Origin of the sequence: Bradyrhizobium sp. ORS 86 (assembly GCF_045571475.1) — a bacterium.
GTDB lineage: Bacteria > Pseudomonadota > Alphaproteobacteria > Rhizobiales > Xanthobacteraceae > Bradyrhizobium.
The window spans coordinates 3,559,145-3,582,359 of the sequence record NZ_CP120699.1; the positions used below are offsets into that span (position 1 = coordinate 3,559,145).

The window sequence follows — 23,215 nt, forward strand, 5'->3', positions numbered from 1 at the left end:
ATGAGCGCGACCACCGGGACCAAATCTGAAAGCGGCTTGGGCGAAACCATCCGCGTCGTCATCCACGCTCTGCTGATTGCGCTCGTCATCCGGACCTTCCTGTTCCAGCCGTTCAACATCCCCTCAGGCTCGATGAAGGCGACACTGCTGGTCGGCGACTACCTCTTCGTGTCGAAATACTCCTACGGCTACAGCCACTATTCGATCCCGTTGTCGCCGCCGCTGTTTTCCGGGCGCATTTTCGGCTCCAACCCGAATCGCGGCGACATCGTCGTGTTCCGGCTGCCCAAGGACGACACCACCGACTACATCAAGCGCGTGATCGGCCTTCCCGGCGACCGCATCCAGATGAAGGAGGGACTGCTTTACATCAATGACGTCCCGGTCAAGCGCGAACGCATGAGCGATTTCGTCGGTGAAGATCCCTGCGGCTCGGACGCCACCGCCCGCGTCAAGCGGTGGAAGGAGACGCTCCCGAACGGCGTCAGCTATGAGACGCTCGATTGCGTCGACAACGGCTTCTACGACAACACCAACGTCTACACCGTGCCCGAAGGTCATTTCTTCATGATGGGCGACAACCGCGACAATTCGACCGACAGCCGGGTGCTGTCGGCGGTCGGCTATGTGCCGCTGGAGAACATCGTCGGGCGGGCCCAGATGATCTTCTTCTCGATCGCCGAGGGCGAGCACGCCTGGATGTTCTGGCGCTGGCCCACCGCCGTGCGGTGGAATCGCATATTCTCCATTGTGCGATGAACGACGAGACATCCGCCATCAAGGATCAACCGCCACCTGGTGAGCCAAGCCGGACGCCTGCCGCCGGCGGTGAGGCCGCGCCGAAGAAGCGGCGCAGCAAGGCTGCCAAGGCTGCAGAGGAAAGGGCCGCAATCGCCGGCACCGAGGCGCGCATCGGATACACTTTCACCGATCCCGCATTGCTGACCACCGCGTTCACCCACGTCTCCGCGCTCAAGCCCGCCACGCGCAACCGCGCCGACAGTTACCAGCGGCTCGAATTTCTTGGCGATCACGTGCTTGGGCTGATCGTCTCCGACATGCTGTTCCGCGCCTTTCCGAAGGCCGATGAAGGTGAGTTGTCGAAGCGGCTCGCCGACCTCGTGCGCAAGGAAAGCTGTGCAGACGTTGCCAAATCGCTCGGCCTGCTCGACGACATCAAGCTCGGCATGGTGAAGGCGGTCGAGGGAGCGCGCCTGCGCAAATCGGTGCTCGGCGACATCTGCGAGGCCGTGATCGGCGCGGTCTATCTCGACGGCGGCTACGAGGCTGCGCGGCAATTCGTCGAGCGCAACTGGACCGAGCGGATGCACAAGCCCCGTCGCCCGCTGCGCGACCCCAAGACCGTGTTGCAGGAGTGGGCCCAGGGCAAGGGGTTGCCGACGCCGGTCTATCGCGAGATCGAGCGTACCGGCCCGCACCATGATCCGCAGTTCCGGGTCGCCGTCGACCTGCCGGGATTGGCTTCTGCCGAGGGCGTCGGCGGCAACAAGCGCGCGGCCGAGAAGGCGGCGGCCTCGGCGATGATCGAGCGCGAGGGCGTCGGCACCAATGACTGATGAGGCCAAAGGGCAGGGGGCCGCGACGCGCTGCGGTTTCGTCGCGCTGATCGGCGCTCCCAATGTCGGCAAGTCGACGCTGGTCAATGCGCTGGTCGGCTCCAAGGTGACCATCGTCTCCCGCAAGGTGCAGACCACGCGCGCGCTGATCCGCGGCATCGTGATCGAGGGCAACGCGCAGATCATCCTGGTCGACACGCCCGGCATCTTCGCGCCGCGGCGCCGGCTCGACCGCGCCATGGTGTCGACCGCCTGGAGCGGCGCCCATGACGCCGATCTGGTCTGCGTGCTGCTCGACGCCAAGGCGGGCCTCGACGAGGAGGCGCGCGCAATCCTCGCCAAGCTCGAAACCGTCGGGCACCCCAAGATCCTCGTGCTGAACAAGATCGATCTCGTCCCGCGCGAAAAGCTGCTGGCGCTGGCGCAGGCAGCCAACGAGCGGATGCGCTTCGAGCACACGTTCATGATCTCCGCGCTGTCCGGCGACGGCGTCGCCGACCTGCGCCAGACGCTGGCGACCATGGTGCCGGAGGGACCGTTCCTGTATCCCGAGGACCAGATGTCGGATGCGCCGATGCGGCACCTGGCGGCGGAGATCACGCGCGAGAAGATCTACGGGCACCTGCATCAGGAGCTGCCGTACCAGTCGACCGTCGAGACCGATAGCTGGACCGACCGCAAGGACGGCTCGATCCGGATCGAGCAGACGATCTTCGTCGAGCGCGAGAGCCAGCGAAAGATCGTGCTCGGCAAGGGCGGTGCCACCATCAAGGCGATCGGCGCGGATTCGCGGAAGGAGATCGCCGAGATCATGGGCGTGCCCGTGCATCTGTTCCTGTTCGTCAAGGTGCGCGAGAACTGGGGCGACGACCCGGACCGTTACCGGGAAATGGGACTGGACTTCCCCAAGGAATAAGAGCCGGCGTGTGCGATGAACGTGCCTAGAAACGTGCTGTGGTTTGAAGTGCTGCTCTATCTCTCGCTGACGCTGGATGCGTTGTCGGTGGCATTCCAGGACCGCACGCCGAACAGTGAGATGACCGACCAGATGATCATGGTGGCGACGCTGATGGCCGGCGGCATGATCGTGCTGTTGATGTATTTCGTCTGGCTCGCCGCGCAGCGCCGCAAGAATTGGCCGCGCTGGGCGCTCGGCGCGGCGCTGGTGCTGTCGGTAATCTCGCTGGTGCAGGTGATCGGCGACCGCGGCGTGGAGCTCGACAGCGGCATCGAGGTGGTGTCCTGCATCCTGACCACGGCCGGGCTCTATTTCTCCTTCACCGGCGATGCGCAGGGCTGGTTCAACGCGTAGGTGCCGAGCGTCATTCCGGGATGGTCCGAAGGACCAGACCGCAGATGCACAATCGTGCATCGGGAATCAGGGGACGCGCGCGTTCAGTCGGAATCCTGTAAAGTGTCCTCATGGAATGGACCGACGAAGGCATCGTGCTGGGCGTGCGTCGGCATGGCGAATCCTCCGCCATTGTCGAGCTGCTGACGCGCGAGCACGGCCGCCATCTGGGCCTGGTGCGCGGCGGCGCCAGCTCGCGAATGCGGCCGCTGCTGCAGCCCGGCAACAATGTCACGGCGGTGTGGCGGGCGCGGCTCGACGAGCATCTCGGCATGTACGCGATCGAGGGCACGCGGCTGCGCGCGGCGACGCTGCTCGGCTCCTCCCACGGCGTTTACGGCGTGACGCATCTGGCAGCGTTGGCGCGGCTGCTGCCGGAGCGGGATCCTCACGAAGATATCTACGAGATGCTGCAATGGACGCTGGACGATTTCGAGGAGCCCGGCATCGCTGCGGTGCATCTGATCCGGTTCGAATTGGCGATGCTGGCCGAGCTCGGCTTCGGGCTCGATCTGCAGAGCTGCGCGGCCACCGGCGCGACCAGTGAGCTGATCTACGTTTCGCCGAAATCCGGCGGCGCGGTGTCGCGCGCAGCCGGCGAGGCGTGGCGCGATCGCCTGCTGCCATTGCCGGCGTTCCTGCGCGAGGGCGAGAGTGGCGCGAATGCCTGGTCCGAGCAGGACCTGCTCGACGGGTTCCAGGTCACCGGACTGTTCCTGCTTCGCCACGTGCTGGAGCCGCGCGGGCAGGGCCATTCCGATGCCCGCCACGGATTTATCAACGCGGTGACGAAGCGGCGGCCCAGGGCGGCGGTTCCGTAGGCCCGGTTCGCGGCCTAAATTGCCGCTGATTCGCGTCTTGCCCGATTCATCGTCACGGTTTAACGCCTCCCCATGGGAAAACGACAGATACCGCCGGAAGAGCCGGCCGAAATTCACGAGGTGCCGCTGCGTGATGCGCTCGAGGAGCGCTATCTCGCCTATGCGCTCTCGACCATCATGCACCGCGCGCTGCCGGACGCCCGCGACGGCCTGAAGCCGGTGCACCGGCGCATCCTCTACGGCATGCGGCTGTTGCGGCTCGATCCCGGCGTAACGCCGAAGAAGTCCGCCAAGATCGTCGGCGAAGTGATGGGCTCATACCATCCGCATGGCGACCAGGCGATCTATGATGCCATGGTGCGGTTGGCCCAGGATTTCAACTCTCGCTATCCGCTGGTCGACGGTCAGGGCAACTTCGGCAACATCGACGGCGATAACCCGGCGGCCATGCGCTACACCGAGGCGCGGCTGACCGATGTCGCACGGCTGCTGCTTGATGGCATCGACGAAGACGCTGTCGAACTGAAGCCGACCTATGACAACAGCGGCAAGGAGCCGGTGGTTCTGCCCGGCGGCTTCCCGAACCTGCTCGCCAACGGTTCGCAGGGCATCGCGGTCGGCATGGCGACCGCGATCCCGCCGCACAATGCCGCCGAGCTCTGCGACGCCGCGCTGCATCTGATCGACAAGCCCGACGCCAAGTCGAAGGCGCTGCTCAGATGGGTCAAGGGCCCGGATTTCCCGACCGGCGGCATCATCGTCGATTCCAAGGAAGCGATCGTCGAGGCCTACACGACGGGCCGCGGCTCGTTCCGCACCCGCGCGCGCTGGTCGGTGGAGGAGGGCGCTCGCGGCACCTGGGTGGTCGTCGTCACCGAAATCCCGTGGCTGGTGCAGAAGTCGCGCCTGCATGAGAAGATCATCGAGCTGCTGGAGCAGAAGAAGCTGCCGCTGGTCGGCGACGTCCGCGATGAATCGACCGAAGACATCCGCTTCGTCATCGAGCCGAAGTCGCGCACGGTCGATCCTGCGCTGATGATGGAGTCGCTGTTCCGGCTGAGCGAGCTGGAAAGCAGGATCTCGCTGAACCTCAACGTGCTGATCAAGGGCCGCATCCCGAAGGTGGTCGGCCTGGCCGAGTGCTTGCGCGAATGGCTCGACCATCTGCGCGACGTGCTGATCCGCCGCTCCAATTTCCGCAAGGGTGAGATCGAGCATCGCCTGGAAATTCTCGGTGGGCAACTGATCGCCTATCTGAACCTCGACAAGGTGATCAAGATCATCCGCACCGAAGACGAGCCGAAGCCGGTCTTGATGAAGACCTTCAAGCTGTCGGACATCCAGGCCGATGCCATCCTCAACATGCGCCTGCGCAACTTGCGGCGGCTGGAGGAGATGGAGATCCGCAACGAGGATAAGGAGTTGCGGAAGGAGCTGAAGGGCATCGAGGGCCTGCTCGGCTCCGAACCGCAGCAATGGGCCAAGGTCGGCGAGCAGGTCACCAAGGTCCGCGACATGTTCGGACCCAAGACCCCGCTCGGCAAGCGCCGCACCACCTTTGCCGACGCGCCCGAGCACGATCTGGCCGCAATCGAGGAAGCCTTCGTCGAGCGCGAGCCGTGCACGGTCGTGATCTCCGAGAAGGGCTGGGTGCGGACGCTGAAGGGCCATGTCGAGGATCTCTCGGGTCTCGCCTTCAAGACCGACGACAAGCTCGAGCACTCGTTCTTTGCCGAGACAACGTCCAAGCTGTTGCTGTTTGCCACCAACGGCAAGTTCTACTCGCTTGATGTGGCGAAGCTGCCGGGCGGGCGCGGCCATGGCGAGCCGATCCGCATGTTCATCGATCTCGAGCAGGATGCCGCGATCATCGCGCTGTTCGTCAACAAGGGCGAGCGCAAGTTCCTGATCGCGAGCAGCGAGGGCCAGGGCTTCGTCGTCAAGGAAGAGGACTGCGTCAGCAACACCCGCAAGGGCAAGCAGGTGCTCAATGTGGAGATGCCGAACGAGGCCCGCGCGATCACCACTGTGACCGGCGACACCGTTGCGGTGATCGGCACCAATCACAAGATGGTGCTGTTCGGTCTCGACCAGGTGCCGGAGATGGCACGCGGCCGCGGCGTGCGCTTGCAGAAGTACACCAGCGCGGCGCTGTCCGATGTCGCGGTGTTCGATTCCAAGGTTGGCCTGACCTGGAAGGATTCAGCCGGCCGCGATCACAGCATGACCATGAAGGAACTGGCCGACTGGCGCGGCAGCCGCGCCGACGCCGGCCGGCTCGCCCACGGCCTGCCGAAGTCGAACAAGTTCAATCGCGGCGTGGAGTAAGCCACGCTGTAGTCCGGATGGAGCGAAGCGCAATCCGGGGAGCCTTGGCTTGCGGGCACCGCTCCCGGATTTCGCTTCGCTCCATCCGGGTTACATTTTCGCCGAGCGCGGTGTGATAGTATCCATATTTCACCGCGCTATAACCGTCGTCAATGAGATCAGGCGACGGTTGCCAGGCGAATGGCGCATCATCATCACGATCATGATCCCGACGGTGGTGCTCACGGGCATGCCGGCCACAGCCACGTGCCCGACAGTTTTGGTGCGGCGTTTGCGATTGGCGCGTCGCTGAACACCGCATTCGTCGTCGCTGAACTGATCTTCGGCTATTCCGCTAACTCGCTGGCGCTGGTCTCGGACGCCGTTCACAATTTCTCCGACGTGATCGCCCTGCTGCTGGCCTGGGCTGGGGCATGGCTTGCCGGCAAGCGGCCGACCGATACCCACACCTATGGCTATCGTCGTGCCTCGATCCTGGCCGCGCTTGCCAATGCCGGGCTGCTGCTGATCGCCGTCGGCGGCATCGCGGTCGAGGCGATCAACCGCTTGCGCGAACCGGCCGAGGTGGCGAGCTGGACCGTGGTCTGGGTTGCGGCGCTCGGCATCCTCATCAACGGAGGTACCGCGCTCTTGTTCATGCGCGGCCGCGACACCGACCTCAATGTCCGCGGGGCCTATCTGCACATGGCGGCGGATGCCGCCGTCTCGCTCGGTGTCGTCGTCGCCGCGCTTCTGATCATGACGACCGGCTGGCAGTGGCTCGACCCGACGATCAGTCTCGTCATCGCACTGGTCGTGCTGGTGAGCGGCTGGGAACTCGCGCGCGACAGCGTCAATCTGGCGCTCGATGCGGTGCCGAAGGGCATCGATCTCAAGGCGGTGAGGGACTATCTGTTGACGCTCGAGGGCGTCATCGAGGTTCACGATCTGCACATCTGGGCGATGAGCACGAGCGAGACCGCGCTCACCGCGCACCTGGTTCGCCCCGGCGGCCATGACGATGCGTTCCTGCATCAGGTCTGCGCGGAGCTTTCGCATAGGTTCGACATCCATCACGCGACGCTACAGGTCGAGATCAGTAGCGAGACCTGCCGACTGGCGCCGGCGGAGACGGTGTAGCGGCTCTGGCCTGTGTCGAGGTGCTCGCGGCCCAGCGCCGGAACACCTGGGCGGTTTCCTCGTCCATCGGGAAGAAGCTCTCGATCCGCAGCTCCTGTAGCGTGATGTCCTGAGGAATCCCCAGCGTCGCAATGGTGGTGAACAATTGCAGTTGGACGTTGCCCTTACGGAATCGCATGGGGAGGACTGGATCAGGCGGCGACGTCGCCGGTTGCGCGCCAAGCGCCGCCGCCACACCATTATAAGCGCGCAGGCGTCGGAGTAAGTCCGCAGTGCCAGCGGTGCCGTCGGCGGCAGCATCAGCCTCGACGCTGCGGAGGAAATAGGCGGCAACCTCGGTCCAGTTCGTGAGATGCGGCCGCAACACGTCGGGGGCGACCAGCGCATCGGCAAGATTCACCGGCGCACCGGGAGCCAGCGGCCCGACCAGGAATTCCACCAGTCGTCCAGCACCTGAATTGGCCAACAGCAAATTCCAGTGCCGGTCGACCACGACGGCGGGGAAGGGCTCTTGCTGGGCCAGCATGAAATCCAGCGCGTGACGGACCTGGGAAAGCTCGGGAGCGCCAAGGTCGGTTTGCCGCCAAACCGGCGCGAAGCCGGCTGCGACCAGTAGCGCATTTTGCTGGCGCAGTGGCACATCGAGCGCGGTTGCAAGGCGGATCACCATGTCGCGGCTCGGTGCGGCGCGTCCGAGCTCCAGAAAGCTCAGATGGCGCTGCGAGATGTCCGCGCGTCCGGCGAGCTCGAGCTGCGAATAGCCCTTGCGCTGCCGCCACCCACGCAAGCTCGCGGCGAAATCGTGCTGCTGCGACATGAATACCTGCCAAGTAGTTGCCGAGATGATCTTGCCGGGCAAGATGGCATAAGCCAAATCGAAACGCATCGGGCCTGGCATGAGTGAATGGATCGGCGTTGCGATCGCGTTGATTTCGAGCTGTCTCGGCGGCACGGCGGCGGCGATCACGCGTTATCTTGCCGGTAATGCAGATCCGATCACACTCGCGATCCTGCGCTGGGTCATCGGTTTTCTCTGTGTTCTTCCCGCGGCGCTGCTGCTGCATGCAAAGTGGCCGGGACGTGATGACTCGCTGGCAGTCGCTGCGCTTGGCTTCGCCTTTTTCGGCGTGTTCTTCGTGCTCTACAACATCGCGATATCCTACACGACGGCGGCGCGTGCGAGCCTTGCGCTGGCGACGCTGCCGCTCTCCACCATGGTGGTCGGTGCCGCCCTTCGGGTCGAGCCGTTGACACCACGCAAATCGATCGGTGTCGTGATCGCGGTCCTCGGAGTAGGCGCAGCACTGGCATCCGGGCTATCGGCGGCGCCGGCAGGCGCGTGGCGCGGCGAATTGATCATGGCGGCAGCCGTCTTGTGCATGGCGTTCTATAATGTCTTGTCGCGGCCGTTGATCCGCCGCTCGAGCGCGCTCGGCTTCCTTACCGTCGGCATGGGCACCGGTGCCGTTGCGTTGGTGGTCGTGGGACTGTTCACCGGCAGCGTGGCGACGCTGCGTGATTTTGCGGCGCCGCAATGGATCGCCGGACTTTATCTCGGAGTGGCCGGTGGGGCGCTGGCCTTCATCCTGTGGGTGCTGGCGTTAGAGCGGGCGTCACCAACCCGCGTCGCCAACACCATGACGATCAATCCGGTCGCTGCGGGGTTGCTTGCGACGCAGTTGGTCGGCGAACCGATCACGCCCAATCTGGTGGTCGGTCTAATCGCAGTGTTCGCCGGGATCTGGATCGCAACCTCGGACGCCTGACGGGTATGGCGGTGCCGTCTTGCGACCCTCCTAGTTATCCTCGCGGCGCGGCCGGTGTGGCAACCGGCGATAAAGCAGGTGCCTGTTTCGGCTTCAACGTGCCGGCGTAGAACGACAGGGTGAAGACCAGAATCAGACACACCAGATAGACCGCATAGGACTGCGGCGGCTTGATCGCCCATTGCACAAAGCGTTGGACCGCGGAGTTCGGGCCGGTGTCGTTGTCCATGCCGATTTTGTGCGCCAAAGACCGCGCAAAGGGAAGCGCAAAGCGGGCCCCTTCGAAAAGGTTGCATTCCAGGGAAAACGCCATGCCGCCGGCTTGCATTGCGGCATCCGCAGTCGCATGTGATGGACACCCCGCGCCCCGGCCACGGCCTGGCACGCGGCCACGAGCCTATCTCCCGCACCAATTGACCGGCATAATCCCCCCATGGAACTGACGTCCCGTTTGCGCCTGACGAACTGGCTGGTCAGCCAGGGTCTCAAGGGCTTGCCCGAAAACGATCTGCTGCGCGGCTTCTGCGAGCGCTGCCGCGCCGCGGGCATGCCGCTGTCCCGGGCGATCGTCTTCATCGATACGCTGCATCCAATCTTCGAGGGCCGTGGGTTCCGCTGGAACGACGGCGAAAGCAACGAGGCCGATATCTTCGAATACGGCTCGACGAGCACGGGCGAGGCGAGCCAGACTTGGCGGCGATCGGCCTTCTATCACATGCTCGAGCACGGCCACGATGAGATGGTGATCGATCTCACCGACAGCGGCGCCCTCGATTTCTCGATGGTCGGTGAGCTTGCGGAGAAGGGCCACAAGCATTTCGCTGCCTTCGTACATCGCTTCGGCGAGGCGGGCACGATCGGGGAGATGGATTGCTTCTATTCCTACTACACGACGCGGCATTCGGGCGGGTTCAACGAAAACCACATGGCTGCGCTGCGTGACCTGGTGCCGGTGCTCGGGCTCGCGATCAAGTCGGCTGCCCAGGTCGAGATCGCCCGTACGCTCGGGCGGGTCTACCTTGGACGCGAGACGGCAGAGCAGGTCTTGCGTGGGCGCATGCAGCGCGGTGTCACGGAGAAGATCAGGGCCGTGTTGTGGTACTCCGACGTCCGCGGCTCGACCGCGATCAGCGAGCGCATCGGCCCGGACGAGATCATTCCCTTCCTCAACGATTACGCGCAGGCTTCGATCGACGCGATCCATGACGCCGGCGGCGAGGTCCTCAAGCTGATCGGCGACGGCGTGCTGGCGATGTTCACCAGCGAGAACATGGCAAACGCGAAGCGAGCGGCGCTTCGGGCCGAGCACAAATTCCGCGGCAATATAGATGCGCTGAACGCGCGTCGCGCCTCGGAAGCCAGGCCGACCACCACGGCCTATGTCGGCCTTCATGTCGGCGAGGTCTTCTACGGCAATATCGGCAGCGAGGACCGGCTCGATTTCACGGTGGTCGGACCCGCGGTCAACGAGGTCAGCAGGATTGCCTCGATGTGTGCCTCGGTCGACCGGGAATTGCTGACGTCGACGGCCTTCCGTACCGGTCTCGACGCCGCGGGCCGGAACTATCTGGTCTCGACCGGCCGCTTCGTGCTGCGCGGGATCAGCAATGCGCAGGATCTCTATACGCTCGATCCGGCCGTCGCCGCCGACGAGGTTGTCGGCGGCAAGTACGAGCGCTACCTGGCGAGCTAGGCCTTCTCAGCGTCATTGCGAGCGAAGCGAAGCAATCCACGTCTCCCCTTATGGAGAAATGGATTGCTTCGTCGCTTCGCTCCTCGCAATGACGCTGGGGCCGGGGCTATTCAGCAGCGCGCCGGCTCGCCGACCATGTCGGGCTGCCGCGTCAGTGACACGGCCGGTGACATCAGGATCACCAGCGCCTGCGCGGCGAAGATCGCGGCCGCGAGGTACAGGCAGGCTTCGGCGCCGTAGAGACCGCCGACGATTGCGCCCAGCGCGGAGCCGAGCGGGCGGGCGCCGTAGCTCATGATGTTGATCGCCGAGACCCGGCCGAGCAGGGAGGGTGGCGTCACCGACTGGCGCAGGGTGGTGGTCGAGATCACCCACAGGATCGGGCCGACGCCGAGCAGGAAGAAGCTGAGGCCCGCGAGCAGCGGCGTCGGGGCCCAGGTGGTCAGCGCCATCACGGCGGCTGCGACGAAGCCGGTCACCGGGCCGAGCCCGATCACGGTGCCGAACGCCAGCCGCTTCATCACGCGGGTTGCGAACAGGGCACCGACCACCATGCCGACGCCATACATTGCGAGCGTCGTGCCGACACCGGTCGCGCTGAGTCCGAGATGGCGCACCGCATAGGGCACGAACACGGCGAGCAGCAGGAAGGAGGCCGTGTTGAAGATGAACTGGGTGATGAACACCGGCCGCAGCAGGGCGTGGTGCAACACGAAGGCGGCACCTTCCTTGATGTCCTGCAGCGGATGGCGCTGCGGCGCCGGCGGGCGTGCGGGCTCATAAAGTCCGGCCAGCAGCACGACCGCGATCGCCGACAGTGCCGCGGCGAAGCCAAACGCAGGGGCAGCGCCGACCCAGCCGACCAGCACGCCGCCGAGCGCGGGTCCACTGGCAAAGGCCACGGTGCGTGCCAACTCGATCCGGGCGTTCGCGGCCGGCAATTGCTGCGACGTCACGAGCGACGGCACCAGCGCGGGGGCGGCGACGCTGTAGGCGACGGTGCCACAGACCGCGATGAAGCCGAGCAGAGCGAGCAAGGGCAGGGTCAGGAAGCCGAGCCAGATCGACAGCAGGATGATCGCGAGCGCGGCCGCGCGCAGCGCCTCGGAGCCCGCCATCACCCAGCGCCGCGACACCCGGTCGGCGAGCAGGCCTGCGGGGATGGCGAACAGGATGAAGGGCAGCGTCAGCGCCGTCTGCAGCAGGCCGGTCTGACCCTCGCCGACGCCGAGCAGCAGCACGGCGACGATGGGAGCGGCAGCCAGAGCGATCTGCTCGGCCGATTGCGCGGCGAGGTTGGACCAAGCCAGGCGATTGAACGTGGCTGGCAGGTGTTGCGTATCGGCGGACATGGCAGATTCCTGTGAGACATTCGATCTGGCCATAGTGTGTGGTTGGAGGACGTCCGATCCCACCCGTTTCCCGACAACGCCAAAGCGAAGGCCCGCTGCGCGATAGACCTGCGATGGTTGCGGGCGGCTCCGCGACGTCCCACGGGGTCGCGCCTTCGTGAGTCTAGATGCAGTTGCAAATGAGTTGCATTAAGGGGGCGGTTCGGCCATCTTTATGGGTATGGATGCCCGATCGCCTGAAGTGACCATTGTTTCCGGTTCCCCACCGGCCACCGTCGGCTGGCGCCGGGATGCCGGCCATGCCCGAAGTCTGCCCGAGGTGAATGCGACGGTCGCGGTTCCCAGGAGCGGGTTGTGGTGGCGGCGACTGCTGGCGTTCGCGGGACCGGGCTACCTGGTATCGGTCGGCTACATGGACCCCGGCAACTGGGCCACCGACCTCGCGGGCGGATCCAAGTTCGGCTACACGCTGCTGTCGGTCATCCTGCTTTCGAACCTGATGGCGATCCTGCTGCAGGCGCTGGCGGCACGGCTCGGCATCGCAACCGACCGCGATCTGGCGCAGGCCTGCCGCGCCACCTACTCGCGGCCGGTGAACTTCCTGCTCTGGCTCGCCTGCGAGGCCGCGATCATCGCCTGCGACCTCGCCGAGGTGATCGGCACTGCGATCGCGCTCAAGCTGTTGTTCGGCATTCCCCTGGTCGGTGGTGCGCTGCTTGCGGCGCTCGACGCCTTCCTGCTGCTGCTCCTGATGAACCGCGGCTTCCGCTTCCTGGAGGCCTTCGTGGTCGCGCTGCTGATCGTCATCGCGGTCTGCTTCGCGGTGCAGATCGCGGCCGCCGCGCCGCCGGTGGCCGCCGTGATCGGCGGCTTAATGCCGTCGCGCGAGATCGTCACCAATCCGGAGATGCTCTACATCGCGATCGGGATCATCGGCGCCACCGTGATGCCGCATAATCTCTACCTGCATTCCTCGATCGTGCAGACCCGCGCCTATCCGCGCACCGACGAAGGCCGCCGCGACGCCATCAAGTGGGCGACGCTCGATTCCACCATCGCGCTGATGCTGGCGCTGTTCGTCAACGCCGCGATTCTGGTCCTGGCGGCCGCGACCTTCCACAAGAGCGGTCATTCCGATGTCGCCGAGATCGACCAGGCTTTCGAGCTGCTGTCGCCGCTGCTCGGCCTCGGCATCGCCTCGACGCTGTTTGCGGTGGCCCTGCTCGCATCCGGCCTCAACTCCACGGTGACGGCGACGCTGGCCGGCCAGATCGTGATGCAGGGCTTCCTCGACCTGCGGCTGCCGGACTGGGCGCAGCGGCTGGTGACGCGCGGCATTGCCATCATTCCGGTCATCGGCGTTGCCGCGCTCTATGGCGAGAGCGGCACGGCGCAGCTTCTGGTGCTGAGCCAGGTCGTGCTGTCGATGCAACTGCCGTTTGCGGTGATTCCGCTGGTTCGCTTCGTGTCCGACAAGCGCAAGATGGGCGGGTTCGCGATCTCCGCATCAGTCGCGGCCGCGGCATGGATCGTTGCCGGCCTGATCGTGATCCTGAACGTCAAGCTCTTGATCGATACGTTCTTCGGATAACGAGGATCAGTCCTGCGGCTCCGCCAGCAGTTCGCCGGCGGCGTCGACGCGCAGCCAGCCGCTTGGCGCGAGCCGCTCTTGCGGCAGGAAGCGGCTCTTGTAGTCCATCTTCGTCGACCCCTCGATCCAATAGCCGAGATAGACATAGGGCAGGCCCTGCCGGCGAGCGCGAGCAATATGGTCGAGGATCATGAAGGTGCCGAGCGAGCGGCTTTCCTGCGACGGCTCGAAGAACGAATAAACCATCGACAGCCCGTCGCTGAGCACGTCGGTGAGCGCCACCGCCACCAGCTCGTCGCCACGGCCGGTGATGCCGCTATCGGCGCTGCGCTTGCGATACTCGATGATCCGCGTCTCAACGTGGCTGTCCTCGACCATCATTGCGTAGTCGAGCACCGTCATGTCCGCCATGCCGCCGTTGCGGTGGCGGCGGTCGAGATAGGCGCGGAAGACCGAATATTGCTCGGAGGTCGGCACAGCGCTGCGCTGTTCGCCGACGATGTCGGCGTTCCGGGCGAGCACCTTGCGGAAGTTGCGGGAGGGGCGGAATTCGTTGGCGACCACTCGGACCGAGACGCAGGCCCGGCACTGGTCACAGGCCGGGCGATAGGCGATCGACTGGCTGCGGCGAAAGCCGCCATGGGTCAGCAAGTCGTTGAGATCGCCGGCCTTGTCGCCGACCAGATGCGTGAACACCTTGCGCTCATGCCGGCCCGGCAGATAGGGGCAGGGCGAGGGCGCGGTCAGATAGAACTGCGGAGTATCACGCGAGTGCTGGGTCACGTCGGATCGTCAGGCTCCACACAAAACAGGCAGCCGAATGAACATCGCCCTCCGGAGGCTAGCGGTCAATTGGTTTAAGCGGGCCTAATAGGCCCGCGCGGCCGGCGCCACCGGGGCCCGGACCGAACTGTTGATAATGACGGTTCCCAGGATGATGTCGTGCAGCAGCCGGCGGCGGCCGTTGAACAGACCGACCAGCAGCACCAAGGGCGACAGGAACGAGACCGTCGCCCAGAACAGCACGGCATGGACAGCGCCGAGCACGAAGTAGCCGGGGGCGCCGTACCAGGTACGCAGTTCCAGATCCATCATGCGCATGCCGATGGTGGCCGAATGGGGGCCGCCGATCGAGGCGCCGTAATAGACGATCGCCCAGATGATCGAGGCCGGCGACACCAGCCAGAACAACGCCCAGCCAAGGCCGAGCGTGACGATGCCGAAAATCGCGATGAACAGCACCGCGAGGATCACCGGCACCGCGAGCACGAGAAGATCGATCAGGAACGCGAACACGCGTCGGGTCAGCACGCCGCGGAACAGTTCCGGCTGCGTCCAGGGATCGAACGCATGCGGCGGAACGCCGCCGTCGTTGCGCCAGGTGCCACCGTCATTGCCGTAGGACATGACCAACCTCCAATGAGAGTCCCGCCGAGGAGATGGGAAGCTACGCCGGACCTGCCAAGGGGGCAGGGGCAAATGGCGAATGGTGAATAGCGAATAGGGAACGCGTTTCCACTCGCTACTCCCCCACTTGCTACTCCTCAGCGCTCCGCCTTGATCTTCTCTGCTGCCTGCGGCGCGAAATAGGTCAGGATGCCGTCGGCACCGGCGCGCTTGAAACCGACCAGGCTCTCCATCATCGCGCGCTCGCCGTCGATCCAGCCATTGGCGGCGGCGCCGGCGATCATCGCGTACTCGCCGGACACTTGATACACGAAGGTCGGCATCGCGAACGTGTCCTTCACGCGGCGTACGATGTCGAGATACGGCATGCCCGGCTTCACCATCACCATGTCGGCGCCTTCGGCGATGTCGAGCTCGACCTCGCGCAGCGCCTCGTTGGAATTGCCGCAGTCCATCTGATAGGTGCGCTTGTCGCCGGTCAGCGTCTTCGCCGAGCCGATCGCGTCGCGGAACGGGCCGTAGAAGGCCGAGGCGTATTTCGCGGCGTAGGACATGATCTGCACGTCGCCGAAGCCATTGTCGTCAAGCGCCTCGCGGATCGCGCCGACGCGGCCGTCCATCATGTCGGAGGGCGCGATTACGTCGCAGCCGGCCTCGGCCTGCGTCAGTGCTTGCTTCACCAGCACCGCAACCGTCTCATCGTTGAGGATCTTGCCGTCGGCGATCAGCCCGTCATGGCCATGGCTGGTGAACGGATCGAGTGCGACGTCGCAGAGCACGCCGATGTCGGGAAATTCCGTCTTGATCGCGCGCACCGCCTGGCAAACGAGGTTGTTGGGGTTGAGCGCCTCCGAGCCCTGCTCGTCGCGCAGAGACGGTTCGGTAAAGGGGAACAGCGCGATGCAGGGGATGTTGAGCTTGGCGGCGCGCTCGGCGTCGCGGACGATCTGGTCGACGGTGAGCCGTTCGACGCCGGGCATCGAGGCAACGGGAGTGCGCGCGTTGCGGCCGTCGACCACGAACATCGGCCAGATCAGGTCGTCGGTCGTCAGCACGTTCTCGCGCACCAGGCGCCGCGCCCATTCCGACTTGCGGTTGCGGCGCATGCGGATCGCGAGGTCGAGCGACGGCGAGGCAAGGGTGTCGGCCTGGCGCCGCGGCGCGTCGCGCAGTTCGATCGGGCGCCCGAATTTGATCGCCATGTCTTAGGTCTCCTCAACGGCGGGTTAGGCCGGATCTGATATAAGTCCATTTCTAGCATCTTTCAGGGGGCGCCGTCATTGCGCCCTTGGCATTGCGTCCTGACGCCCTCGATTTGCCGCAACGGCAATTGATTTTGCGGTGACGGCGGGCCAAGACTGCCGCCATGAACCCCAATTTGCAGCCCTTGCGCAGCGATTCGCATGTCTGACACTTCTGCGCGCGACCAGTCGCGGGACAACGCCATGACGGTCGGCGGAATCTCCTCTGACCGTATCGAGCCGGATGAGAATGCGTGGACGCGCCGCCTCGTCATCTTCCTGCGCATCATGGCGGTCGTGTCGATCGCCAAGGGTCTTTATCACTGGGCTCAGGTGACCGGCTTCGTCGGTGGCGAGGAGGAGGCCTTCGAGAACCAGTCCTGGGCCTGGCAGACCGCGACGGTCTATTTCGCCGTGATTGAGCTCGTCGCCGCGGTCGGACTATGGCTTGCGACGCCCTGGGGTGCCGTGGTGTGGCTGACCACCGTGGTGTCGATGGCGGTGATCGAGCTGATGTTTCCGGCGATCTATGGCGGCAGCCTGATGGTGGTCGGGTTCGAGGCGGTGATGCTCGCCGCCTATCTTGCGCTCGCCTGGATGGCAGCGCGTGAACGGCCGCCGTAGCGCGGCACACGCCGCCACGACGCGCATCGCATGCACAATCCATCACGCGATCCCATAAGATTTTTCGAGATTTTTTCCGGTAACCGTTCGGTGACTGTAAAGGGTTCCCTCACACCTGTTACGTCACCGTTTCGAATTCAGACGAAGCTGTTTCCGAATGCGACAGGGCAGGCAGACGAAGCGTGAACAAAGGGCTCTCCACCGTCAATGAAAAGTTGCCGAAAGTCCTTGATCTACGGGCTTAATCCGCGATTCACTGTCTTAAATTCATGATCTCTTTATTGTCTTATTTAAGCTGATCTTCAAACGGCCCCCTTACGTTGCACCTATCAGGCGGGACACAAGTTTCGTCGAATAAGTCGATAAAAGCGACAACAGGGGAAGTGTCATGATCAAAGCCGTTGCGACAACGGCGGTGGAAGCCGCTGATCGCGCTACCGGTCAATCGCCGGTGCAGCCGCTCTATCTCGAAGCACTGACTTTGGTGGAGCGGCTGCATCGCCGGCTCCTCGATGTCATCAAGGACGAGTTCGACCGCCGCGGCCGCGCCGACATCAACTCGGTGCAGGCGCTGCTCCTCTACAACATCGGTGATAAGGAGCTGACCGCTGGCGAGCTGCGCACCCGTGGCTACTATCTCGGCTCCAACGTCTCCTACAATCTGAAGAAGCTCGTCGAGCTCGGCTTCCTCGATCATCAGCGCTCGCGCGTCGATCGCCGCTCGGTTCGAATTCGCTTGACTGCGCAGGGCCAGGAGGTCCGCCGCATCGTCGACGCGCTCTATCAGAAGCACGTCAAGACAGTGGAGCAGGTCGGCGGCATCTCGAACGAAGAGTTCGCAAGCCTCAACAAGTCGCTGCACCGTCTCGAGCGGTTCTGGACCGACCAGATCCTCTATCGCCTCTAAGCCCCATCTTTCCCGCCTGACGGCCAAGCCGGCCAATCCAGAAGACCGGCAGCCATCCTCCAGACACGCATCGGCCATGCCCGGCCGGTGCGTTTTGTCATGCTGCATCTGCGAAAAAAAAGCGCGTCGACGAGGAACCAAGTCCGTCCTTACGGCTTATTGTCAGCCCAATGGAGACTGGGGATATGGTGGTCGAGCGCGAGATGCAGATCGTGTTGAACGTCGAGGTCGTCGGTGACGCCTACGCGATCGCATCGAACTATCTGCGCAAATCCGGCGCCATTCCCGACACATTCGTCACCAACGAGCGCCTGCTCGGCATCATCGTGACGCTGTTCCAGCGCGGTGAGCTCAACAGGATCCGCCTCGCCAACAAGGCGATCGCGCAATTTGAGGCCGAGACGCTGGTCGTCGCTTGAGCGTTAACCCGGAGACATCAATGGAAGCCGCCATCGATCGCATCATGCTGACCTACGATCTGCTGCTCAATCGCACGGCCGCAGCGAGCGACGAAGCGCGCGCCAAGGTGACCGAGTACGTGCGGACGCTGTTCGAGGCCGGCGAGACCGACCCGCATCGGTTGACCGTCTGCGGTTTGACCTATCTGCGGCAGCTCGACGGCAGCGCGGACCATGTGAAGGCCGGGTATACCGGGCTGTAGGCCTCTCGCTCCCGTCATTGCGAGACGCATCGGCGTGCTCGCGCAATGACGCGACGCAGATTCCGATTCAACTGTCAAACAGCCTGGCGGCGTCGTCACCCGCGAAGGCGGGTGACCCAGTATTCCAGAGACGTTGGGGCTTGAGCCGAGAGGCCGCGGCGTACTGGATGCCCGCCTGCGCGGGCATGACGATCGAGAAGAAAGTGAATCTGCGTTCTCGCGACATGAATTGCCCGAGCTTTGCATCTTCGCTTCGCCCTCATCAGGTAGAGATGCAACACCCGCAGACGGCGCCTTGGATGCGGTATGATATTCGTATTGTATCGTCATACAGGTGCGGCTAGCGTCCAGGCGCCGGGCAAATCGAACTGCAGAGATCCAGCGGGGATCGCTGGTGACCGGCGATGGCGGGCGTGCATTGATCTTAGGACTGTTCGACGACGAAGCGGCCGATGCCAAGGCGAAGGCGTATTGTCTCGGTGCGCTGCTGGTCCTGGTGAACGTCGCGGTCTGGCTTTGGGCCTATCTCAGCTTTCGCGATTATCCGCTGCTGCTTGGAACGGCATCGCTCGCCTACACGCTCGGGCTTCGTCACGCCGTCGACCCCGACCATATCGCGGCGATCGACAACGTCACGCGCAAGCTCATACAGGACGGCAAGCGGCCGCTCGGCGTCGGCCTGTTCTTCGCGATGGGCCATTCGACGGTGGTGATCGCGGCCTCCTTGCTGGTTGCGATCTCGGTTGGCGCCCTCGAAGCCAGGTTCGAGGGCTTCAAGGCGTTCGGCGGCGTGATCGGGACCGGGGTGTCCGCCGTCTTCCTGCTGGTGATCGCCCTGATCAATACGATGATCCTGATCTCGGTCTTTCGCGCCTTTCAGGCGTCCCGCCGCGGCGATCACGCCACCGAGCAGGAGCTTCACGAGCTGCTGCAACAGCGCGGCTTCTTTGCCCGCATGCTGCGCTCGCTGTTCGCGTTGATCACCAGGAGCTGGCAGATGTATCCGCTCGGTTTTCTGTTCGGCCTGGGATTCGACACCGCGAGCGAGATCGGCCTGATCGGAATTTCCGCCGCGCAGGGCTCCGCCGGCTTGCCGGTGTGGTCGATCCTGGTGTTTCCGGCGCTGTTCACCGCCGGCATGTCGCTGATCGACACCGCCGACGGCATCATCATGGTTCAGGCCTATGGCTGGGCGTTCCGGCAGCCCGTGCGCAAGCTCTACTACAATCTGACCATGACGCTGATCTCGATCATCGTTGCGCTCTTGATCGGCGGCATCGAGGCGCTCGGTCTGATCGCGAGCAAGCTCGATCTTCAAGGACCGTTCTGGGAACTCGTCGGCAAGATTAGCGACGATTTCAGCCTGCTCGGATATCTCATCGTGGCCGTGTTCATCGCTGCGTGGTTGATCTCGGTGCTGGTGTATCGGCTCGGCCGGTTCGACGAGATCAAGCAGCAAGGAAGTGTGGTCGAGACGCCGACATCGTGAGAGATCGGCGTTGCCCGCGAAGGGTTGGTCGCCGCGCAATCCGCTGAGAACAGAGAGGCGCACGGCCAACTGAGCGGCTGCGATCCGCCTGATTCGGCACACCGCCTATCATCGAACCACGTGCCCGGCAGTGCGACGATTTGCTGCATGCGGTTCTCGCGCCGGTCGGCTTGCCGAAGCCTGTGTCGAATGGTCGCTAGGGCACGCGACACCGGCAAGCGATTCCTTCAAACAGCGTCCGCTTTCCGACTGACGTGCGACCACGTGACAGGTGCGGCGAGTGATCGATCGGCCGCTCCGACAATCAGGAGGAGCCCAATGATGCCGTCCCGCATGCGCCTGCTCGGCGCGATCGTCGCACTGATGCTCGGAGTGAGCCATACGGCGAGCGCGCAGCAGCTCGAGCTCAAGCTGATGGCACCGGCGGCGCCCGGCGGCGGATGGGATCAGACCGCGCGATCGATGCAGCAGGCGCTCGTCGCCTCCGGCGTCGCGCGCAGCGTCCAGGTGACGAACGTTCCCGGTGCCGGCGGCAGCGTCGGCATCGCGCAATTCGTCAACGGCGCCAAGGGCGACGGCAACCAGATGATGGTGAACGGCTTCGTGATGGTCGGGGCGCTCGCCATGAACAAGTCGCCGGTCACGCTCGATCAGGTGACGCCGATCGCGCGCCTCACAGAAGAAATCCAGGTCATCGTCGTGCCGGCGAATTCGCCGATTAAGACGGCGCAGGATCTTGCGGCCGCCGTCAAGGCCGATATCGCCAAGGTCACCTTTGCCGGCGGCTCGGCCGGGGGTGTCGACCATGTGATGGCCGCGCTGTTCGCCGGCGCGGTCGGCGCCGACGCGAAGAAGATCAACTACATTCCGTTTTCCGGCGGCGGAGAATCGCTCGCCGCCATTCTCGGCGGCAAGGTCACCGCAGGCATCTCGGGACTGAGCGAGTACGAGGGCCAGATCAAGGCCGGCAAGCTGCGGGCGCTCGGCGTGACCTCGGAGAAGCGTCTGTCCGGCGTCGACATCCCGACCTTCAAGGAGCAGGGCATCGATCTGGTGCTGGCCAATTGGCGCTCGGTGGTCGCGCCGCCCGGCATCACGCCGGAGCAACGCAAGACGTTGAGCGACGCCGTGGAGAAGATGGTGAAGTCCGCCGCGTGGAAGGAGATCCTGAAGCAGAAGGGCTGGGATGACGCCTATCTCGGCGGCGACGCGTTCGCGGAGTTCCTGAAGAAGGAGACCGCGCGCGTCACCGACGTGCTGAAGTCCGTCGGCCTCGTGAAGTCATGACGCCGGACGGTGCTTCCGGCGGCGGGCAGAGGCGGCGTGTCGATCGTGCGGGACTTGTCATCGCAGCGGCGCTTGCCGCGCTCGCTGCGGTGCTGGTCTGGGATGCGAGCAAGCTGCCGTCCACAACGATGTACGGAATGGGGCCCGAGGCGATGCCGGTCGTCATCGCCGTCGGCCTCGTCATGCTCGCCATCGGCAATCTGATCGATGCGTTGCGCGGCAACCTGCCGCCGCGCGAGAGCGCCGATCCCAGGCCGGTGTGGTTGATCATCGCCGGGCTTGCACTCTTGATCGCGATCATCGGCTTCGGCGGCGGCTTCATCCTCGCCACCTCGGCACTGTTCGTCACCACCTCGGCTGCATTCGGCCGGCGTGCCATCCTGGCTGACAGCGTGATCGCACTCGTCATGACCACCCTGATCTATCTCGCGTTCGACAAGCTGTTGACGCTGAGCCTTCCTGCCGGCCCGCTGGAGCGATTGCTGTGATGGATACCTTCGCCGCGCTGGCGCATGGCATGGCAGTTGCCGTCCAGCCGATGAATCTGCTCTATGCGCTGATCGGTGTGTTCCTCGGCACCGCGGTCGGCGTGTTGCCGGGCATCGGTCCGGCGCTGACGGTCGCCTTGCTGTTGCCGGTGACTTACAAGCTCGATCCCGGCGGCTCGCTGATCATGTTCGCCGGCATCTATTACGGCGGCATGTATGGCGGCTCGACCACCGCGATCCTGATCAACACGCCGGGCGAGAGCGCGTCGATGGCGACCGCGCTCGAGGGCAACAAGATGGCGAAGGCCGGCCGCGGAGGTCCGGCACTTGCGACCTCGGCGATCGGCTCGTTCGTGGCAGGCACCATCGCCACCATCGGTCTCGCCTTCCTGGCGCCCTGGCTGGTCGATGTCGCGGTCCGCTTCGGGCCAGAGGATTACTTCGCGCTGATGTGCGTTGCCTTCGTCACGGTCTCGGCGACCTTCGGCGACTCGCCGGTTCGCGGATTGACCAGCCTGTTCATCGGCCTGACGCTCGGGCTTGTCGGCATCGACAAGCTCACCGGTCAGGCGCGGCTTGCCTTCGGCATCCCTGAACTGCTCGACGGCGTCGAAGTGACGACGCTCGCGGTCGGCCTGTTCGCGGTGGGGGAGGCGCTTTATGTCGCCTCGCGCCGTCATCATACCGAGGAGAAGCTCGAGCCGGTGCGCGGCTCGCTGTGGATGACGCGCGAGGACTGGCGGCGGTCGTGGAGGCCATGGCTGCGCGGCACGCTGTTCGGTTTCCCGATCGGTGCGCTGCCCGCCGGCGGCGCCGAGATCCCGACCTTCCTGTCCTATTCCACCGAACGGCGGCTCACAAAGCATCCGGAGGAATTCGGTAAAGGTGCGATCGAAGGCGTCGCCGGCCCCGAAGCCGCCAACAACGCCTCCGCCGCCGGCACGCTGGTGCCGCTGTTGACGCTGGGGCTGCCGACCTCGGCGACCGCGGCGATGATGCTCGCAGGCTTCCAGCAATACGGCCTGAACCCTGGACCGCTCTTATTCGCCGAGCGGCCCGATCTGGTGTGGGGACTGATCGCGAGCCTGTTCATCGCCAACGGCATGCTGCTGGTGCTCAATCTGCCGCTGGTCGGCCTGTGGGTGCGGCTGCTCGCGATCCCGCAACCCTGGCTCTACGCCGGCATCCTGGTGTTCGCGACCATGGGCACCATCGCCGCCAAACCGTCGGTGGTCGAACTGTCGATGCTGGCGGCGTTCGGCGTGATGGGCTTTGCGATGCGCCGGTTCGATTTTCCGATCGCGCCCGTCGTTATCGGCCTCATCCTTGGGCCGATCGCCGAGAGCCAGTTGCGCCGTGCGCTGGCGATCAGCCTCGGCGATCCCCTGGTGCTGCTGCAAAGCCCGATGTCGGCGACGCTGCTCGCGATCGCGCTGATCGCGCTGCTGGCGCCGTTCGTGCTGAAGGGGCTGGGACGGTTCAAGGCCAACGAAGATTAAGCTGTGACCCCATC

Annotated in this window: 24 protein-coding genes; 18 read left to right on the forward strand and 6 right to left on the reverse strand. The window is 64.6% G+C overall.

What is annotated here, in order from left to right; genetic code table 11:
* The 7 genes from lepB (at position 1) to P6U25_RS16335 (ending at position 7,196) form a co-directional block, all read left to right on the forward strand.
* Positions 1-759, forward strand: coding sequence for a signal peptidase I (gene lepB, locus P6U25_RS16305; RefSeq protein WP_407152143.1), 759 nt, complete (start codon positions 1-3; stop codon positions 757-759).
* Positions 756-1,577, forward strand: a complete 822-nt coding sequence (gene rnc / locus P6U25_RS16310; RefSeq protein WP_407152144.1) for a ribonuclease III — start codon at positions 756-758, stop codon at positions 1,575-1,577. Before lepB ends, rnc begins: the two co-directional genes overlap by 4 nt.
* Positions 1,570-2,493: a GTPase Era gene (gene era / locus P6U25_RS16315; RefSeq protein WP_407152145.1), complete on the forward strand. Its 924-nt coding sequence runs from the start codon at positions 1,570-1,572 to the stop codon at positions 2,491-2,493. Before rnc ends, era begins: the two co-directional genes overlap by 8 nt.
* Before the next feature lie 15 nt (positions 2,494-2,508).
* The gene (locus tag P6U25_RS16320; protein ID WP_407152146.1) at positions 2,509-2,889 is read left to right on the forward strand and encodes a hypothetical protein; all 381 of its coding nucleotides are present in this window, start codon (positions 2,509-2,511) and stop codon (positions 2,887-2,889) included.
* A gap of 110 nt (positions 2,890-2,999) precedes the next feature.
* Positions 3,000-3,749 carry a DNA repair protein RecO gene (gene recO / locus P6U25_RS16325; protein WP_407152147.1) on the forward strand — a complete coding sequence of 250 codons (750 nt, stop codon included), beginning with the start codon at positions 3,000-3,002 and terminating at the stop codon, positions 3,747-3,749.
* 72 nt (positions 3,750-3,821) lie between these two features.
* Positions 3,822-6,077, forward strand: a complete 2,256-nt coding sequence (gene parC, locus P6U25_RS16330) for a DNA topoisomerase IV subunit A (RefSeq protein WP_407152148.1) — start codon at positions 3,822-3,824, stop codon at positions 6,075-6,077.
* Between the two features lie 180 nt (positions 6,078-6,257).
* A complete protein-coding gene (locus P6U25_RS16335; RefSeq protein WP_407152149.1) occupies positions 6,258-7,196 on the forward strand; it encodes a cation diffusion facilitator family transporter in 939 nt (312 codons plus the stop codon).
* Here P6U25_RS16335 and P6U25_RS16340 read toward each other — a convergent pair.
* Complete coding sequence (locus tag P6U25_RS16340) at positions 7,153-8,163, reverse strand: helix-turn-helix domain-containing protein (RefSeq protein WP_407152150.1); 1,011 nt, start codon at positions 8,161-8,163, stop codon at positions 7,153-7,155. The two genes, P6U25_RS16335 and P6U25_RS16340, sit on opposite strands and share 44 nt — an antisense overlap.
* On the opposite strand from P6U25_RS16340, the gene P6U25_RS16345 reads away from it, so the two are divergent.
* Entirely contained in the window at positions 8,093-8,962 is an 870-nt protein-coding gene (locus P6U25_RS16345; protein ID WP_407152151.1) for a DMT family transporter, read from the forward strand. The two genes, P6U25_RS16340 and P6U25_RS16345, sit on opposite strands and share 71 nt — an antisense overlap.
* Positions 8,963-8,996: 34 nt before the next feature.
* Here the strand turns inward: P6U25_RS16345 and P6U25_RS16350 are convergent, their stop codons facing one another.
* Positions 8,997-9,290 (reverse strand): hypothetical protein, encoded by a 294-nt coding sequence (locus P6U25_RS16350; RefSeq protein WP_407152152.1) that lies wholly within the window; start codon positions 9,288-9,290, stop codon positions 8,997-8,999.
* Positions 9,291-9,395: 105 nt separating this feature from the next.
* Between P6U25_RS16350 and P6U25_RS16355 the strand changes: the two genes are divergently transcribed.
* Positions 9,396-10,655, forward strand: coding sequence for an adenylate/guanylate cyclase domain-containing protein (locus tag P6U25_RS16355; RefSeq protein ID WP_407152153.1), 1,260 nt, complete (start codon positions 9,396-9,398; stop codon positions 10,653-10,655).
* Between the two features lie 110 nt (positions 10,656-10,765).
* Here the strand turns inward: P6U25_RS16355 and P6U25_RS16360 are convergent, their stop codons facing one another.
* On the reverse strand, positions 10,766-12,007 hold the full coding sequence (locus P6U25_RS16360; protein ID WP_407152154.1) for an MFS transporter: 1,242 nt from the start codon (positions 12,005-12,007) through the stop codon (positions 10,766-10,768).
* Between the two features lie 220 nt (positions 12,008-12,227).
* Here P6U25_RS16360 and P6U25_RS16365 point away from each other — a divergent pair, with 220 nt between their 5' ends.
* Positions 12,228-13,598 carry an Nramp family divalent metal transporter gene (locus P6U25_RS16365; RefSeq protein WP_407152538.1) on the forward strand — a complete coding sequence of 457 codons (1,371 nt, stop codon included), beginning with the start codon at positions 12,228-12,230 and terminating at the stop codon, positions 13,596-13,598.
* A gap of 6 nt (positions 13,599-13,604) precedes the next feature.
* Here P6U25_RS16365 and P6U25_RS16370 read toward each other — a convergent pair whose 3' ends face one another.
* The 3 genes from P6U25_RS16370 to hemB all read right to left on the reverse strand — a co-directional run bounded on the left by P6U25_RS16370 (position 13,605) and on the right by hemB (position 16,207).
* Positions 13,605-14,381 (reverse strand): arginyltransferase, encoded by a 777-nt coding sequence (locus tag P6U25_RS16370; RefSeq protein ID WP_407152155.1) that lies wholly within the window; start codon positions 14,379-14,381, stop codon positions 13,605-13,607.
* 84 nt (positions 14,382-14,465) lie between these two features.
* Positions 14,466-15,005, reverse strand: a complete 540-nt coding sequence (locus P6U25_RS16375) for an RDD family protein (protein WP_407152156.1) — start codon at positions 15,003-15,005, stop codon at positions 14,466-14,468.
* 137 nt (positions 15,006-15,142) lie between these two features.
* Complete coding sequence (gene hemB / locus P6U25_RS16380) at positions 15,143-16,207, reverse strand: porphobilinogen synthase (RefSeq protein ID WP_407152157.1); 1,065 nt, start codon at positions 16,205-16,207, stop codon at positions 15,143-15,145.
* 201 nt (positions 16,208-16,408) lie between these two features.
* Here hemB and P6U25_RS16385 point away from each other — a divergent pair, with 201 nt between their 5' ends.
* From P6U25_RS16385 to P6U25_RS16420, 8 genes are all read left to right on the forward strand, one after another.
* Positions 16,409-16,870 carry a DUF6163 family protein gene (locus P6U25_RS16385; RefSeq protein ID WP_407152158.1) on the forward strand — a complete coding sequence of 154 codons (462 nt, stop codon included), beginning with the start codon at positions 16,409-16,411 and terminating at the stop codon, positions 16,868-16,870.
* Positions 16,871-17,258: 388 nt separating this feature from the next.
* Positions 17,259-17,777, forward strand: coding sequence for a transcriptional regulator LdtR (gene ldtR, locus P6U25_RS16390; protein WP_407152159.1), 519 nt, complete (start codon positions 17,259-17,261; stop codon positions 17,775-17,777).
* A 185-nt stretch (positions 17,778-17,962) separates the two neighbouring features.
* Positions 17,963-18,196, forward strand: coding sequence for a hypothetical protein (locus tag P6U25_RS16395; protein ID WP_407152160.1), 234 nt, complete (start codon positions 17,963-17,965; stop codon positions 18,194-18,196).
* Positions 18,197-18,216: 20 nt separating this feature from the next.
* Complete coding sequence (locus tag P6U25_RS16400; protein WP_407152161.1) at positions 18,217-18,438, forward strand: hypothetical protein; 222 nt, start codon at positions 18,217-18,219, stop codon at positions 18,436-18,438.
* A 394-nt stretch (positions 18,439-18,832) separates the two neighbouring features.
* Positions 18,833-19,927 (forward strand): HoxN/HupN/NixA family nickel/cobalt transporter, encoded by a 1,095-nt coding sequence (locus P6U25_RS16405; RefSeq protein WP_407152162.1) that lies wholly within the window; start codon positions 18,833-18,835, stop codon positions 19,925-19,927.
* A gap of 333 nt (positions 19,928-20,260) precedes the next feature.
* Positions 20,261-21,214: a Bug family tripartite tricarboxylate transporter substrate binding protein gene (locus tag P6U25_RS16410; protein WP_407152539.1), complete on the forward strand. Its 954-nt coding sequence runs from the start codon at positions 20,261-20,263 to the stop codon at positions 21,212-21,214.
* On the forward strand, positions 21,211-21,702 hold the full coding sequence (locus P6U25_RS16415) for a tripartite tricarboxylate transporter TctB family protein (protein WP_407152163.1): 492 nt from the start codon (positions 21,211-21,213) through the stop codon (positions 21,700-21,702). The genes P6U25_RS16410 and P6U25_RS16415 overlap by 4 nt, the downstream gene beginning before the upstream one ends.
* Positions 21,702-23,201 carry a tripartite tricarboxylate transporter permease gene (locus P6U25_RS16420; protein ID WP_407152164.1) on the forward strand — a complete coding sequence of 500 codons (1,500 nt, stop codon included), beginning with the start codon at positions 21,702-21,704 and terminating at the stop codon, positions 23,199-23,201. The genes P6U25_RS16415 and P6U25_RS16420 overlap by 1 nt, the downstream gene beginning before the upstream one ends.
* The last annotated feature ends 14 nt before the right edge of the window (positions 23,202-23,215 follow it).

What these genes read in the sequence shown, in the direction of transcription:
- P6U25_RS16395 (WP_407152160.1), top strand. Translation starts at nt 17,963, where the DNA reads ATGGTGGTCGAGCGCGAGATGCAGATCGTGTTGAACGTCGAGGTCGTC.
- P6U25_RS16365 (WP_407152538.1), top strand. Translation starts at nt 12,228, where the DNA reads ATGGATGCCCGATCGCCTGAAGTGACCATTGTTTCCGGTTCCCCACCG.
- P6U25_RS16355 (WP_407152153.1), top strand. Translation starts at nt 9,396, where the DNA reads ATGGAACTGACGTCCCGTTTGCGCCTGACGAACTGGCTGGTCAGCCAG.
- P6U25_RS16360 (WP_407152154.1), bottom strand. Translation starts at nt 12,007, where the DNA reads ATGTCCGCCGATACGCAACACCTGCCAGCCACGTTCAATCGCCTGGCT.
- P6U25_RS16385 (WP_407152158.1), top strand. Translation starts at nt 16,409, where the DNA reads ATGTCTGACACTTCTGCGCGCGACCAGTCGCGGGACAACGCCATGACG.
- era (WP_407152145.1), top strand. Translation starts at nt 1,570, where the DNA reads ATGACTGATGAGGCCAAAGGGCAGGGGGCCGCGACGCGCTGCGGTTTC.
- P6U25_RS16350 (WP_407152152.1), bottom strand. Translation starts at nt 9,290, where the DNA reads ATGCAAGCCGGCGGCATGGCGTTTTCCCTGGAATGCAACCTTTTCGAA.
- rnc (WP_407152144.1), top strand. Translation starts at nt 756, where the DNA reads ATGAACGACGAGACATCCGCCATCAAGGATCAACCGCCACCTGGTGAG.
- P6U25_RS16345 (WP_407152151.1), top strand. Translation starts at nt 8,093, where the DNA reads ATGAGTGAATGGATCGGCGTTGCGATCGCGTTGATTTCGAGCTGTCTC.
- P6U25_RS16320 (WP_407152146.1), top strand. Translation starts at nt 2,509, where the DNA reads ATGAACGTGCCTAGAAACGTGCTGTGGTTTGAAGTGCTGCTCTATCTC.
- hemB (WP_407152157.1), bottom strand. Translation starts at nt 16,207, where the DNA reads ATGGCGATCAAATTCGGGCGCCCGATCGAACTGCGCGACGCGCCGCGG.
- P6U25_RS16410 (WP_407152539.1), top strand. Translation starts at nt 20,261, where the DNA reads ATGCGCCTGCTCGGCGCGATCGTCGCACTGATGCTCGGAGTGAGCCAT.
- P6U25_RS16415 (WP_407152163.1), top strand. Translation starts at nt 21,211, where the DNA reads ATGACGCCGGACGGTGCTTCCGGCGGCGGGCAGAGGCGGCGTGTCGAT.
- recO (WP_407152147.1), top strand. Translation starts at nt 3,000, where the DNA reads ATGGAATGGACCGACGAAGGCATCGTGCTGGGCGTGCGTCGGCATGGC.
- ldtR (WP_407152159.1), top strand. Translation starts at nt 17,259, where the DNA reads ATGATCAAAGCCGTTGCGACAACGGCGGTGGAAGCCGCTGATCGCGCT.
- parC (WP_407152148.1), top strand. Translation starts at nt 3,822, where the DNA reads ATGGGAAAACGACAGATACCGCCGGAAGAGCCGGCCGAAATTCACGAG.
- P6U25_RS16420 (WP_407152164.1), top strand. Translation starts at nt 21,702, where the DNA reads ATGGATACCTTCGCCGCGCTGGCGCATGGCATGGCAGTTGCCGTCCAG.
- lepB (WP_407152143.1), top strand. Translation starts at nt 1, where the DNA reads ATGAGCGCGACCACCGGGACCAAATCTGAAAGCGGCTTGGGCGAAACC.
- P6U25_RS16335 (WP_407152149.1), top strand. Translation starts at nt 6,258, where the DNA reads ATGGCGCATCATCATCACGATCATGATCCCGACGGTGGTGCTCACGGG.
- P6U25_RS16375 (WP_407152156.1), bottom strand. Translation starts at nt 15,005, where the DNA reads ATGTCCTACGGCAATGACGGTGGCACCTGGCGCAACGACGGCGGCGTT.
- P6U25_RS16400 (WP_407152161.1), top strand. Translation starts at nt 18,217, where the DNA reads ATGGAAGCCGCCATCGATCGCATCATGCTGACCTACGATCTGCTGCTC.